12 protein-coding genes are annotated in these 14,561 nt (G+C 32.2%); 6 read left to right on the top strand and 6 right to left on the bottom strand.

The genetic code is table 11. The features are described 5' to 3' along the window. Window positions 1-382 precede the first annotated feature (382 nt). The 3 genes from AC0NJG_RS22800 to AC0NJG_RS22790 all read left to right on the top strand — a co-directional run bounded on the left by AC0NJG_RS22800 (window position 383) and on the right by AC0NJG_RS22790 (window position 2,756). Window positions 383-1,498, top strand: a complete 1,116-nt coding sequence (locus AC0NJG_RS22800) for a response regulator aspartate phosphatase (RefSeq protein ID WP_087952127.1) — start codon at window positions 383-385, stop codon at window positions 1,496-1,498. Continuing rightward, entirely contained in the window at window positions 1,498-1,659 is a 162-nt protein-coding gene (locus tag AC0NJG_RS22795) for a hypothetical protein (protein ID WP_076856768.1), read from the top strand. The genes AC0NJG_RS22800 and AC0NJG_RS22795 overlap by 1 nt, the downstream gene beginning before the upstream one ends. Before the next feature lie 722 nt (window positions 1,660-2,381). Further along, entirely contained in the window at window positions 2,382-2,756 is a 375-nt protein-coding gene (locus AC0NJG_RS22790; RefSeq protein WP_087952128.1) for a hypothetical protein, read from the top strand. 486 nt (window positions 2,757-3,242) lie between these two features. Here AC0NJG_RS22790 and AC0NJG_RS22785 read toward each other — a convergent pair whose 3' ends face one another. The 4 genes from AC0NJG_RS22785 to AC0NJG_RS22770 form a co-directional block, all read right to left on the bottom strand. Beyond that, window positions 3,243-3,578 carry a hypothetical protein gene (locus tag AC0NJG_RS22785; protein ID WP_474063519.1) on the bottom strand — a complete coding sequence of 112 codons (336 nt, stop codon included), beginning with the start codon at window positions 3,576-3,578 and terminating at the stop codon, window positions 3,243-3,245. 1,947 nt (window positions 3,579-5,525) lie between these two features. Then, on the bottom strand, window positions 5,526-6,074 hold the full coding sequence (locus AC0NJG_RS22780; RefSeq protein WP_474063481.1) for a fascin domain-containing protein: 549 nt from the start codon (window positions 6,072-6,074) through the stop codon (window positions 5,526-5,528). Window positions 6,075-6,686: 612 nt separating this feature from the next. Then, window positions 6,687-7,955 (bottom strand): glycoside hydrolase family 5 protein, encoded by a 1,269-nt coding sequence (locus AC0NJG_RS22775; RefSeq protein ID WP_474063480.1) that lies wholly within the window; start codon window positions 7,953-7,955, stop codon window positions 6,687-6,689. A 631-nt stretch (window positions 7,956-8,586) separates the two neighbouring features. Beyond that, a complete protein-coding gene (locus tag AC0NJG_RS22770) occupies window positions 8,587-8,814 on the bottom strand; it encodes a hypothetical protein (RefSeq protein ID WP_474063479.1) in 228 nt (75 codons plus the stop codon). Between the two features lie 337 nt (window positions 8,815-9,151). Between AC0NJG_RS22770 and AC0NJG_RS22765 the strand changes: the two genes are divergently transcribed. The 3 genes from AC0NJG_RS22765 to AC0NJG_RS22755 are packed head-to-tail and all read left to right on the top strand — an operon-like array spanning window position 9,152 to window position 11,173. Then, window positions 9,152-10,417, top strand: a complete 1,266-nt coding sequence (locus AC0NJG_RS22765; RefSeq protein WP_474063478.1) for a Y-family DNA polymerase — start codon at window positions 9,152-9,154, stop codon at window positions 10,415-10,417. Beyond that, complete coding sequence (locus AC0NJG_RS22760; RefSeq protein WP_474063477.1) at window positions 10,414-10,755, top strand: YolD-like family protein; 342 nt, start codon at window positions 10,414-10,416, stop codon at window positions 10,753-10,755. The genes AC0NJG_RS22765 and AC0NJG_RS22760 overlap by 4 nt, the downstream gene beginning before the upstream one ends. 43 nt (window positions 10,756-10,798) lie before the next feature. Then, window positions 10,799-11,173, top strand: a complete 375-nt coding sequence (locus AC0NJG_RS22755; RefSeq protein WP_474063476.1) for a hypothetical protein — start codon at window positions 10,799-10,801, stop codon at window positions 11,171-11,173. Between the two features lie 95 nt (window positions 11,174-11,268). Here the strand turns inward: AC0NJG_RS22755 and AC0NJG_RS22750 are convergent, their stop codons facing one another. After that, a complete protein-coding gene (locus AC0NJG_RS22750; RefSeq protein ID WP_474063475.1) occupies window positions 11,269-13,251 on the bottom strand; it encodes a methyl-accepting chemotaxis protein in 1,983 nt (660 codons plus the stop codon). 976 nt (window positions 13,252-14,227) lie between these two features. Beyond that, a complete protein-coding gene (locus tag AC0NJG_RS22745; protein ID WP_087952106.1) occupies window positions 14,228-14,518 on the bottom strand; it encodes a hypothetical protein in 291 nt (96 codons plus the stop codon). Between the last annotated feature and the right edge of the window lie 43 nt (window positions 14,519-14,561).

Raw genomic sequence — 14,561 nt, 5'->3', positions numbered from 1 at the left:
AATTCCTGTCTTCTTCTACTTATCCTATCCGAAAAGGAAACAAGGGAAAGTTTCGATAATTATGTTGTGCTTTAACAATTTTATAACTATCCCCCTTCTTGTAGCTACTCCACTAAAGCTCCTGCTTATATATTGGACCTCTGTTTTGCTTTCTCCACTGGTGATAAATTCATCAACTGCTGATTCTATAAAAAATAGCTTTTAGAATCATCTTTTTAATAAATTTTAGGTATTAAACGCTACGTACATTCGACATAAATTGATTATTTTTTATGAATTTTATTGAAAAAATTGTAAAACAACTCCATTTTTCCTTCTATTTTGCTATGATAATTACAATTAAATAGGATTAAGCTATTCCTATAGGATGGGGGAGTATATAGTGAGTGTTTCAGTAAAGGGAAATGAGCAATTAACCTCTCTATTGAACGACTGGTATCGATCTATGCTATCTCAACAAGTTGTAAAAGCTACTAATCTAAAAAAGAAAATTGATGAAAAAATTACTAAGTTAAGCATTGAGTCAAATCAAGAACGTCAGGATCAAAATTTGTTATTATATTACTCACTACTTGAATTTCGTTACACAGTCTTAACAGATAGCCTCGGTATTCAACAAAATAGTTTTGATGCTATTAGTGATTACGATATGCCTACAGACCATTTTCTACGCTTCTATTATCACTTTTTTAAATCCATTCATTCCACTTTTATATCAAGTTTTACTGAGGCAGAGGAACATTATAAACTGGCAGAAAAGATACTAGTAAACATTCCAGATGAAATTGAACATGCTGAATTCTACTATAGAATTGCTACTTTTTATCACCATACCTATAACATGCTCGCTGCTATCGAATACGCAAATAAATCGAGAGCAATCTTTTCAAAGTATGAAGGTTATGAAGTAAAAACAGCCTTTTGCAATAGTTTGCTAGGTGGTTGCTGTATCTGTTTAAAGCAGTACGAACAAGCTGAAGAATATCTGCATTGTGCGATTGAATTACTACAAAAGAATAAGGAAGAAGATTCCTTGTTATACGTAAAAAGTACTATGGGGTGGCTGTATTCTGATCAAAATATGTCTACGTTAGCTATTCGTCACCTTTCAGAAGTAACAGAAAAAATCCCTACACACTTTAAGGCTATCTTCCTACAAGCTAAGGAGCATTATAAATTAGGACAACAATCAGCAGCTAGCAAACTCATTGATAAGGGATTACAGATTTGCAGAGGAATTCATAACGAAGAGTACACACACCACTTCTCTATTTTAAAAAGATTAAATGAAAATATTCCATTGGAAGAATTAGAAAAAATCATTCAAGAAGGAATCTTATACTTTGAGCAAGAAGAATTATGGGAATATGTTGTCGAATACGCCGAATTATTTGCCACAAAATGTAGAGAATTAGAAAACCACCAAAAGGTAAGTGATTATTTCCATATTTGTTATCAAGCAAGACGAAAATCAATTGAAAAAGGAGTGTTAAAATAATGAAAAAAATCAGCCTATTATTATCGGGTATTGCTTTTATTGGGATTCTAACGGTGGGAATTTCTCCATTTTCTAAAGCGGATCAGTTTGCTACTCATGGACATTACCCTGCTCCTACATATAGTGTTGGCGATCATGGTGGTGCACCACAACAAACTTAATATAAGTGTATGTAAAGACCCTTCATTTGAAGGGTCTTTACATATCAAAATATGTATTGTTCTTTTTGGCTACGCCAAATCAAAATTCTTCTCTCACCTATCACCCTGCACTCTCTTAAGGCAGGAGAACTCTTTCGGAAAATCCGTTAAATAATAGAAATAGACTAACTATTATATCTATCAACTCTTTATATGCAATATTACATGCGAAGTGCCTTAAATATTTTGTTATACTATGTATGTGGATTTTTCATCCAAAAATCCTCTCAAACGCATATTTATGTATATGCCACCCTAATTGATGAAAGTGAGAAGAATGTTTATCATTTTTCTCACTTTTTTTATTTAAATTATGTGCTGGTACTTATTCTTTAGTTATTTTAAGTGATAAAAGCTCAAAAAGAGAATTCGCTTTTCAAATCTAACCTATCGAATCAATTATTGTCTAATAATACCACACCATCTTTATCAACTCATTTTAGAATATTTGAACAATAATTTTATATACAAGCTCTGCATAAATTATTCATTTTCTTTTATATATGACCTGCTTTTTTACTTCTGATAAATTATTAAACATTGGATTATTATACACAACCCAAAAAACATGAGGTATTTTGCAGAATTTTGTCTATCAATATGTATGTACACCCTTTTGTAGTGGATATAGACTGTGAGGTGTAAGGAGGTACCTTACAAAATAATGAAAAGGAGATTATAAAATGATTAGATTAACGAAAGTCTCAAAGTTAGCATTTGCAACATTAATTGTGGGAAGTAGTTTAAGCGTCTTTGTGTCGTCACACAGTGTACAGGCTGACACCTTAGATCATAATTACCAAGACACTCAAAAATTCATACCACCTTCTAGTGCTATACAATCACTGAAACAAAAAAATACTATTGTTCCTGAATCAAAAATTATTAAAAATCATTATGTAAAGTACTCTAAAACACATTTCCAATCTAAAGAAAGTATACCAAAAGAAATTTATTATTCTTCAGAAGGTTTTAAGGGCTTTATACAGGCAAGTAACGTTTTAGATATGGGAGATCATTTCATAACGTTATATTCTGGAACTGTTATTCGATGTTAGATGTTTAATTCTACCTCTCCAAATGCTTATAACAATCAATAGCTCACTGCCAATAATGTAATAGCTATTGTTCAAAAAATAAACCACAAAATCTTTCGATTTTATGGTTTATCAAATATAAAGATAATGCTAAAAGAATACTCTAACATTACCTTCCCCAAAGTTAATTATAGAGTATTTTCAAAAAAAAGACACTCTTGTAGTGTCTTTTTTATAATATATTGATTTACTCTCATCTTACGTTTGTTAAACTCGTATATGTAATAATGCATATTTTTTTGATTGTATATTATGATATACTCTCATTGTGAGCTGATACATAATTTCTTTAGATTGGAAAACTAAAACCTCGTTTACCCAATTTGGGGGCGCCTTATGGCGTCTTTTTTTATGCTATTGAAGTAAAAAACAGGACCATAATATTATTGCTTAAAAAAATTGTATACTTTAACAAGAATTCCGCCTACTAACCCTTATTTTTTGCAGCTATTTATTTGTTTCAACATAATAATTTTTCATCTCGTATATGCAATAGACAATGATAGCTAAACTCCAACTGACACCATAGTAATCATGTGTGTAGAAGTCATAACCTGCCTTAATACCTTTTTCCATTACAACTAACGTAAATCCTAACGCCACCCACTTGTTAATTTTCATCTTAATATACGTTATCGCTATAATTATTAAAAATAAAATATTTGTAAGGTAGTTTATCATTAGCTCATATTTTTGAATGTATACTGCCATTATACAAGCAACGATATTACTCGAAATGCCCAAGGCAACCAAGGCTCTCCAAATCCTGTCCGAAATTCCCACTCCTGATTCAGTCCCTTCCTTAATCACATTCTTTTCCTTAATTCGTTCCTACACCCTATTCAAGGTATGCTGTATTATCCTTGTCTGATGAATATCTAATTATCTTTTCATATAATGCAAACAAAATTTCCTCTCATAATTTTCTCTTTATTAGGCAAACTAGGTTTAAGCCGTTTGAACTAGCGGCTTCACTCTTCTGGTAATGGGGTAGCAATTTATAGGAATTGACTAACTCATTCAGTCACTTGGCACTGGCAGGCGACAAAATTGTTGTCTGCCATTTTCATGTATACTTTTTCTAATTTCATTCCAAACCATATGTTTGCTGTACTGCTTTTGAAAAGAACGGTATTTGATTTTTGAATAAGTAAAAAAGATACAGCTCAGCCCACTTTTGGAATAGGACTTTTTCTTTTTACATATACTATTTTTGAGCCTTTTTACCAATACGTGTCCTATTGGTGTCTTGAATTCCTCCTAAAGGGGCGGCAGATACGACTGCATGCCCTTTTTATTTCAATTGCTGTTCTATATCCAATACAGCAATTGAAAACTAAAGATGCACTATTACATATTTTTTTCAGTTCAGATTATGTTAAAATTTCTTAAGTTGTTTATTTCATATTTGAATTATGGTTTCATTTCTAATTCAGCAATATGTGAGCTGTACCCCAAAAGAAAAGACACTCAAAAGGTGTCTTTTCTTCTTTTAATTTAAAAAACATTTTTCTTTTTCAGGAAGATTCAACTATTTCACTAACCTAAACCTCTTATTTAAAGACAATTTAATCATGGTGCTCAAGATTTTTCATCTATATCAACATGTAAATTGTTCACTTCCAAATCATATTTCCACCACTATATTTGCTTTCTCAAAGATCTTCTGTCTTGTTCTTAATTTTGTCAAAATCTTCATATAGCTACACAAAATATATATGCTATTATGTTTTTAAGAAACTATGCGTTCCCTTAACCCTGTATCCGACCCTGTATTTTTTTACAGGGTCTTTGTTTATTTTATCGTTTTCCGACAGAAGACTCCTTCCTCAAAAATGTGAAGGTGTAAAACACCAATTTTAGGTGAGAGATGAATGTCGGTTGGCATAAGCCAACATGTTTGCTACCATATACTTGTACAGATTGCTCTTTGAAAACTGAAGATATGAGGTTGGTTGCAGAAAAACGTTGCAACCGTAAAATCTTCAACGTTCTTTCGCCCCACGTTTGCTGAAGTTGCGAAAACCAAGCTAAAGTCGGTAGCGTGGTGAGTCAACGTACAAGATACTTATGTTTTCGCCGTAGGGACTACGGGCAGAGCCTGCTAAGATAACTGTTGGATACATCGGTGTTCGCAGGAATCTCTCACTTCAAACAGTCCGTAAGGACGTTAAGTGCTGAGTAGTTCAATTACTTTCATTAGCTTATAAGAGTTAATACACACCCCCATTTCAATTAAAATTGTTTAAATGTTAGTAAGAATTTAAAATGATAAATCTATTAGCTTTTTTGACAATTGTAGTCTAATACTAGATATTTTCTAAATGTATACTACACTAAACATTATTTAACACTATACACATAGTGTTAAATATCTTAATTGAATATTAGTAATAGTAAGTATAAAGATTATCAATTTACTATATCTTACATTTATGTAAAAATAGATATATGTTAAGCTTTTTCAAAATCTTTCCCCTAATAAAGATTTGAAGTAGCATTTCATGATTCTCCTTACTGTTAATATGCCTTGAAAAAGAACCCAATAGGGTTCTTTTTCTTCTGATTACATCCTCAGTAATTACTTATTTAACATACAAAAAGGACTGACAATTACTTGCAGTCCTTTTTGCACCTTAATATACACTTGTATTAAGTACTTAACTCTTTATTTAGCATGCATTTAAACTAAACCGGTCATTATTATTTATATATAAAACACTTCAAAATTTAGAAATACACAATAACAAATCTTTCCCAGCTTCCAGCTACATAACTATTAGCTGTTAATTCTCTACCGCCATTTGCTGATATGAATCTACCATTACTTAGCGCTTGTAATACATATATCCTATTATCTCCACCATTATATAAGATAAATTTTTCCCATGCCCCAATTGATGTACGATCTGCTACTACTCTACCATTTGGCTCAAACGAAACGTACTTTCCATTACTTTTCGCTTTTAAAGCAAACGTATATAATTCCCCAGTCGGAATTAATTCAAATTTCTCCCATTCATTAACTGCATTACGATTTGCTACTACATTGCCCGATGGCTCAGCAGATACATATTGTAAATTTGCAGCTTGTATAGCAACAGTCCAGCTTCCATTAAATAGACTCACACCTTTTAGTGGACTTGCATTTGATTGGTTGGCTGCCAATGCATCATTCGATGGGGTTATCATCATTATCATTAGAACCATTGGCAACACCATTAAAACTAACTTTTTAAAGATCTTATTACCATTTACATGAGTTATGAACCTCTTCATTCCCATTCCTCCCTTAATATATATAGCACTCATATACACCATACCAAATATGTAAAAATTTGTAAATAAGAAGGGTCTTTATCAACAAATACCTTATTATTCTGTTTCTTTTTTATCAAATTTATAGCACCTAAACGTCGCTCTTTTCTCAAACGTATTTTTAAAAATTGTTTTCTTCTTATTAATTAATATTTTCTTGGATATCTATCCACACTTAAATAAAAGCCAAATAGCCGTTCATTATGAACGGCTATTTGGCATCTAACTAATAATTCGAATGTTTTTCATATTAATCTATTTTGTTTAATCCCGTTGCAGTAACTGGATAGATTCTTTTTTTGCCTGTATATTCTTGTTTATTATTCTCAAAATAAATAAGTTTAGCACGTGTCTTTTCATTTACTGCTTCCCCTTCTATATGGTTAAACTCAATATATCAATTTTTTTCTATGCTATTCTCTAAAAATCTTATTTTAAATAAACCTGGTTGCTACTCTATATGTAAATGAAAGACGGAATCTTTAATATAACTCCGCCTTTTTTAATATAAAAAGCATCTAAATCTATTTGAATGAGATGCTTACATTTAGCTCTTAAACCAAGCATTATGAATTACTTATGCACCTGTAAATCTTTTTTTATTACATCCCAGAGTGGATTATCTTGACGTATCGGTTTACCCTCTTCATCCCATTTTATTTTTCCTGTTCCCAATTCATAATTCATTCCCGTCCATGTGTCTTCACGGAATGCATAGAATGATTTATGCCAACCTCTTTGATTGAAGATAGAAATAAGATCTTGCATATATTGGGTAGCTCCTGGAACGGTACGGTTAATTCCAAACTCCTCTGCAATAATTCGGTTAGATGGTACATGATTTTTCTTAGACCATTGTTGGAGCGGCTTTAAAAATTTCTCTAATCCCTGTTTATTCCACATTACAGGTTTCTCTAAATCCCCTACTTTTACTAATCCTGGATATTGATACTCCTTGTTTTGTTTTTCACCTTGGCTCGTTAATTCATATGGTTCATACATATGAAATGCGTATAGTGTTTTTTTATCCTCTACTGGTTTTAAATATTTAAAGGCCCATGGAGTAGCATATAAACCTGAATCTAAAATAATCGGTGTTTCTTTGTCCACATCACGAATGGAGTTAATCACCTTTTCATAAAATCTGTTTAAATCAGCTGTGGTTCCTTTTACTTTTGCATACCATTTCTCGTAATCTTCCGTCCAAAAATCATTATATCTATTATTTTTAGCTGTTTCTGGATGCGGTTCATTTATAATATTATAACCAATCACTGCGGGATGATCTTTTAGCTCCAAAGCAAGATCTTTCCAAAATTGACTTGCTTGTTCTTGATACTTCTCTTCTTCCCATATTCTGTCGTCATTCTTGTTATTATTAAATTGGCGCCACCGATCACCGGGCAATGATAACATTGTAAGAACAACTTTCATTCCCTGCGATTGTGCGGCATCTAAATCCTCTTTTAATTTTTCTAAATCCTCCTTTACTAATCCCTGATAGTTATCTGCACTACCTATCAGAAAATCCTTTCCAGAGGCATCCGGTTTATCCTCAAATAAAAAATCTTTATCCTTTGCCCATTTATCAGGTGCTAAACGAACATATTCAATATTAGCTTCTTTTGCACTTTTATAGTTCTCAGGTAATGACGTACTATTCATGAAATTAGTACCCTTCCTTTTTGAATCCCAAAAACTAATTTTTGAATCGCTCTTGTAATAGGTATCAGCTCTTACATTCATTTCCTGTGCTCCAAAACTCATCAAGCCTAACAACGCAACAATTGGTAAAATTTTTTTCACAACTTTTCCTTCTTTCTCTTTATATTTTACACACATAACATACCTTTGTTTTGTTACAGGAATATGGCAATTTTCCAAAAATACCTTTTATGTTATAAAAAAGACAAAGATAATAGGAAGTTGCTTCATTTACTAAAAAACAAAAAAGGAATCCTTTACGGATTCCTTTTTTGCCTTGCGCTCTTTTTCAAATAGTGCATTTTTGCACCTACTTTTAGTATACCTTACAATTCTTATAAAATAAATTAGATTAAATAAATTTTATTTCTATATTTTCAAAAAATATCATATTCCCTTATAATTTTACAAATAAAATAGCGTATTTTTAACGTATTCCCCGAAAGAATTCTCCTTCCTCAAGCGTGTGAAGGGCGTAGCCCAACGATAGGTGGGAGATGAATTTCGGTTTGGCATAGCCAAAAACTTTTGATAAACTAGCTATATGAAGTTCTTTGATAACTTGATATAGAAGGTTGCAGGAAGAAAATAGAGTGCGAAAACCAAGCCATTCGGTTCCTGCGTAAAATATCAACCGTACCAAAAGAGCATCCATGCGTTGGACATCTAGGGGTGGAACACCCCGAAGTAACGCTCAGGGAGACGAAAGGTTACTTTCGTCGTGGAACTGAGAAGCTCCCACTTCAAGCTTTGCTAAGTGGCGAGTAGTTCACAACTCATCTCTTGAACATTCCTTTAGTTGTTCCATAGCAATTTTACGCGCATGTTCCTCACTATCTATCAAAGTCAATCCTTGTGATATATAACTCCAAAATTCATATCCAAAATCTACCATCCGTCTATGAGCTTCTGTTGTATATAGCCCATCTTTTCTTTTAATGATTTGAACCTTATAGTTTTTACTTAGAGAAAAAAACTCTTGTATAACCTGCTCCATTTATGAAATATCCTCCTTAAATCTATTTGAAATTATATTTTCACATAAACTCGTAATCGCAACCTCTTTTACGATAATTTACCGTAACTTTTTGAAAGGATAATATACCTTACATCCTCCCATCATTTTCTTACTGTACTACCTAATATAAATGATACAGTTTATATCCTAGAAATTTCAATAACATTAGGCGTTACTTCTCTCTGTCGTTCTACTTATTTCTACTACATATAATTAAATATTTTTTCAAAAACTACTTCGCAAAAGAACATAAGTTCGTGTATAATAAGGACAAGAATAAGAACAAACGTTCTCGTTATTATTAGGAGGAGTTATAGTGTATGACTATTCAATTTTACCGAATAGAATCATTTTATGTGTTGATCTTCGTAGCTTTTATGCTTCTGTTAGTTGCATCAAAATGGGATTAGACCCACTTCATACAAAATTAGCTGTAGTCGGTGATGTGAATAGGAATGGATCCATTGTTTTAGCCGCAACTCCACCTTTAAAAGCAATGGGAGTAAAGAAGTTGGCAAGGCTATACGAGATTCCTCGGCAAAAAGATATCCTTATTGTGAATCCAATTATGGGAACCTATATTAAGTGCTCCAATTACATAACGAAGTTAGCTCTACAATATGTTCCTATTGAAGACTTTCATCAATACAGCATAGATGAATTTTTTATGGATATTACCGATAGCATCCATCTATTTGCCCGAAATCCAAATGAATTTGCATTACAGTTTAAACGTGAAATATATGAACACACACGAATTGAATGCACAATCGGGATTGCACCGAACCTATTGATGAGTAAGGTAGCTTTAGATATTGAAGCAAAGAAAAATAAAGACGGAGTCGCTTATTGGACATACGAAGATATACCTACAAAATTATGGAGCATACGGTCGCTTAGTAAGTTTTGGGGGATTTCGCATAAAACAGAAACAAAATTAAATCAAAAAGGAGTACATTCAATTGGTGATTTAGCTAATTATCCTCTTAAATATTTAAAACAAAGCTTCGGCGTGATTGGCGAAGAATTACACTTACATAGTAATGGAATTGATTTTAGTCGGATTTCAGAAAAATATGTTCCGGCTACAACTTCTATAGGAAAAAGCCAAATTTTAATGCGTGATTATACAATAGAAGAATTTCCGATTATCCTATTGGAACATACCGAAGAAGTTTGCTATCGATTAAGACAACAAAACAAACTTGCTCAAACCGTTCAATTTTCAATTGGATATAGTAAAAGTTATTCGGGTGGCTTTAGCAAAACACATACCTTAAGCCGTCCCACCAACTTAACCATGGACATTTATCGAGTTTGTCTATATTTTCTACATCAACAATATACTGGAGAACCAATTAGAAGTATTACTATTTCTCTAACGAAACTAATTGGTGAAGGAGAAGAACAAATTTCCCTTTTTGATAACATCATACAACGAGAAAAAGAAATAAAGCTAACGAAAGTAATGGATGAAATACGCACAAAGTTTGGAAAAAATAGCATATTAAGAGGAATTTCCTATACAAATAATGCAACAGCAAGATACAGAAACACACTGTTAGGGGGACACAAAGCATGAACAACGCTAATATGCCAAAAGGCAGAGGAATGGTAAAATGGACGCCATTTGCATCAATGCCAGAACAATTCGTTGGAATACGTGAAATGATCAAAGAGAAAAATAAAGGAGCACGTCCTATTTTAACCTCTGAAGAGAAAGAACTGATTGAGAACATGTTACTATGTTCGTTGCTATCTGAAGAAGAGATATTAATTACATATTATGAAGATGGTTATTTACTCACCAACTATATGACCGTTATTGATATAGATCCATTACATAGCTCTATCATATGTACGGATGCTTTCTATAATAAGATGACAATACAATTTCCGAATATAATAGACGTAAAATAGATTTAGGTGATTATCTTTGGAGTATTATAAAGGAGAATATAAAATGCAAGGGAATCAGATAAGAAAGAATATAGCGAGAACAATTACTCATAATGATATAAATAACTATCCTTATTTAAATATACCTATGATTATCAACGAGAAAGATGGAATAATTTACGAGGTTTTAAGCACTGGTTTTCATAATAATAATGCAGTAGCGATGATAACGACAGATGGTTTCGCTACAACTAGGGTAAATACGCCGATTGTAACAGTAAAAAACAATGATGGTAGTATTCAAGTATTCCGCTTACCTTTAGAATTGGAATATTGGGTACTTTCATGTATGTGCGCTGCTTCAACAGGGAGAAATCCGTTCCCATGTAAAGTTACTTTTGGAATCATTGATACTAAATTCCATGTAGAATTCAAGTGAAAAAGGAGCAAATTAATTTGCTCCTTTTATCGTTATAAGATGTTTAACTTCTATCCTTAAACACACTATCTAGGATTCTATCTTAGAATCTGAACTTATATCTTAAATCCACCAATTAATTCTTGAAGTTCTTCGGCCATCTGTGCTAATTGTACTGCTGAAGAATTTATCTCTTCCATAGAAGCATGTTGCTCCTCAGATGAGCCGGCTATCGTTTGCATACTTGAAGAATTCTCTTTCACAGCCATAGATATTTGATTAATTGATGTATCAACTTCTATTACATCACTTGTCATTTTATTTGATAATTCCACCATACCGTGTACTTTTGACACGATATCATTTGCAGATTTTGAAATTTCATAAAAACTTTGTTTTGTATCATTTGCAACCTGAATTCCCGACTGCACTTCAACTCCTACTTCATTCATAGCTTTTACAGTCTCATGTACATCTGCTTGTATTTCATTAATTAAACTTCCAATTTCCATTGAAGATCCGGATGATTGCTCCGCTAACTTCCTGACCTCATCGGCAACAATTGCAAAGCCACGCCCCTGTTCTCCTGCTCTAGCCGCTTCAATCGCTGCATTCAATGCTAATAAATTTGTTTGTGCTGCAATATTTTGAATTACTTCTAATATACTTCCGATTTGCTGCGATTTCTTATCTAATAATTTAATTACATTATCAGATTGAGAAACAGAATAATGGATTGACTGCATTTGCGTTACAGTTTGTTCTACTAATTGTTCACCCTCATTGGCTTTTTGTTTTGTGTATAAGGATGAGGCCGATACTTCAGAAGCATTATCAGCTACGCATTGAATGTTACGCGTTACCTCACCAATTAATTTCGCTCCAGACGCCACTTCATTATTTTGAACTTCTGCACTATTCGATATTTCTTCCATTTCTTTTGTAATTTGTTCTGTCGCAACACTTGCTTGCTCTACGCTAGCGGTTAGTTCCTCAGATGAAGCTGCCACATGTCCTGCAGATGTATTAATTCGAGAAATTATATTACGTAACGACTCTGCCATTGTGTTGAAACTACCACCTAATTGACCCAGTTCATCCTTTGAACGAATATCTATTTTCTCAGTTAAATCTCCCTGACTAATTCTTTGAGCTGAAATAACTAATTGTCTTAATGGATTAATAATAGATTTAAGAATGAAGAAAATTACAATTCCACCTAACAACAATGAAGCCCCTATTATAGTGAGCGTTTTATAAAAAATAGGATTGGTAGCCTCTTCAATTTCTTTCGTAGGCATTACGCCAGCTATTTTCCAACCTGTTTTTTTGTTTGTCTTAAAGCTTATGTTTCGATCCTCGCCATTAAGAGTATAAGTAATTACTCCATCTTCTTTCTTGTATAGTTCATCTGCTAATGATTTCTCTAATTTCTCCCCTGGCTTAAGTGTAGGATGAACAACTATAGTCTTGTCTTGACTTACTATAGATACAAAGCCTTGTTTTCCTATTTTTATCATTTTAGATGTTTTTACGATATCATTAATATTCAAGTCAACACCAATGACACCACTTTTATCAGCATTTTGCTTTGCAATTGCTATTACCATATTTCCTGTAGCTTTTGATTTATAGGGAGACGAAACAATAATCTCTCCATTAGCTTTTACTGCATCTTTATACCAACTACTTTCTAACGGATTAAATCCTTCTGGTACTTTTCCAACGGGAGCATGAATAAATTGATTATTACTAGATGTAGTATAAATTGTTTCTATCTCTGGATGTAACTGTATGTATTGATCAAATTTACTTTGTACATTTTGCAATTGGTCAGCATTATAATCCCCTTGAGTAAGTATCTTTGCAAAATGAGTTACATCTCCATATTTATTTTCTAATTCATCATCAACTATCTTATTTAAAATACTTACATTATCTTTCGCAGTTTGTAGAATTATTTCATTAAGATCTGTTTTTGCTTTATCATAAGATGATACTCCTACGATAAGACTTGGTATAATTAATATTGCAATAAATGCCATAGACAACTTCGTTTTAAGCTTCATTTGTTCCAATCTTTCTTTTATTTTAAACACTATCTACTTCTCCCTTTCATTCTTACAACTGATATAGTTTATTTAATTGTTTGCTCCTTTATTTTTTCTACATTCATTTATGGTATTATTCGAAATGAGATTACCTTTACATCTCTTTACTTATATCTCTTTATATAGCGATTCGTTTTTTACAAGTGAAGTTGTATCTATCCCCCCTTTCGAATATGTTATTTTTCTATATTAAGCAATGTTAAGACTACGAATTTTCCCCAATAAAATAGATGAAACTTAACCTTTATTTAACAGCTATTATTTGACCTTTATTGGATAAAAAGTTTAATTTAGGGCTATTCAAATCGGATGAAATCCTTACCGTAATAAATTCTCTAAAACGTAACTACGTAAATTTATTCTTTGCCTGATTATGTTTACCAGCCTTTGAACCATTCTATATGTATCACTTTATGTATGAATCATTTAATGCGGCCGATTTTGTTGTAAGGAATAACTAAACCATAAATTCTAAATAGGAGAATAAAATAAATTGGAGAACTTCATTGTAACACGTATATATAAGTTACAGATATAAAATTTAATAATATATTATTTTTTTATAATGAATTAATAATTTAATATGGATTTTATTTTATTTCTGCAGAAGAATCTTCCCCTATAAGCAATATTACATATACTCTACCTTACGTAGTTTGTTATACTATGCTTGTGGATTTTTCATCCGAAATTCCACCCAAATGCATATTGATGAATATGCCACCCTAATTGCTGAAAGTGGCTGTCCCAAAAGGTGCTTTTTAGCCAAAATGGAATAAAAAGTGAAAGGCAGAAACGTTGATTTTATAACATTTCTGCCTTTTCAATTTCATGTAATCTTACTTCGAAAGAGACTTATGAGACAGCCCCTTTTTTTTATTTAGGATCTTTTAATATTGATTATTGATAAAAAGTATTAAATAAGGGAAGACACCTTAGAGTTGGTGCTTCCCTTATTTGTTGATTATTCACATTCAAATCTAAAATAGGTATTTTCTAAGCCTATTCTTTGCTTTAATGTTTTGCCCAAAGCATAATTATTTGGTAATTCTTTTTCAATGACACAAATAATATAACCTGCTTTTCCTGTTGTTAAATTAGTTAGTTGTAAGTAGTTATTATTGTCGTAGATATAAGAAATAATATATTCATAGAAATCATTTTCTTTGTTTTCTCTATTCCTACCAACATTGTACAACCTAACTCTTGCTCCTGCCCAAATTTCCTCCTCATCATCAACATTACTTAAAGGCATCCATTTCGAGTTATTCAATATTTCACCCTTTTCTTAATTCATT

This window comes from Bacillus sp. SSR7 (genome assembly GCF_055902415.1).
The sequence above is the reverse complement of the archived record's forward strand: the minus strand, read 5'-3'. Positions and strand labels throughout refer to the sequence as shown.

Bases quoted from the DNA above. Each gene is read 5' to 3' on its own strand.
- AC0NJG_RS22745 (WP_087952106.1), bottom strand. From the start codon at position 14,518: ATGCCTTTAAGTAATGTTGATGATGAGGAGGAAATTTGGGCAGGAGCA.
- AC0NJG_RS22770 (WP_474063479.1), bottom strand. From the start codon at position 8,814: ATGGAGCAGGTTATACAAGAGTTTTTTTCTCTAAGTAAAAACTATAAG.
- AC0NJG_RS22760 (WP_474063477.1), top strand. From the start codon at position 10,414: ATGAACAACGCTAATATGCCAAAAGGCAGAGGAATGGTAAAATGGACG.
- AC0NJG_RS22780 (WP_474063481.1), bottom strand. From the start codon at position 6,074: ATGAAGAGGTTCATAACTCATGTAAATGGTAATAAGATCTTTAAAAAG.
- AC0NJG_RS22795 (WP_076856768.1), top strand. From the start codon at position 1,498: ATGAAAAAAATCAGCCTATTATTATCGGGTATTGCTTTTATTGGGATT.
- AC0NJG_RS22775 (WP_474063480.1), bottom strand. From the start codon at position 7,955: ATGTGTGTAAAATATAAAGAGAAAGAAGGAAAAGTTGTGAAAAAAATT.
- AC0NJG_RS22755 (WP_474063476.1), top strand. From the start codon at position 10,799: ATGCAAGGGAATCAGATAAGAAAGAATATAGCGAGAACAATTACTCAT.
- AC0NJG_RS22790 (WP_087952128.1), top strand. From the start codon at position 2,382: ATGATTAGATTAACGAAAGTCTCAAAGTTAGCATTTGCAACATTAATT.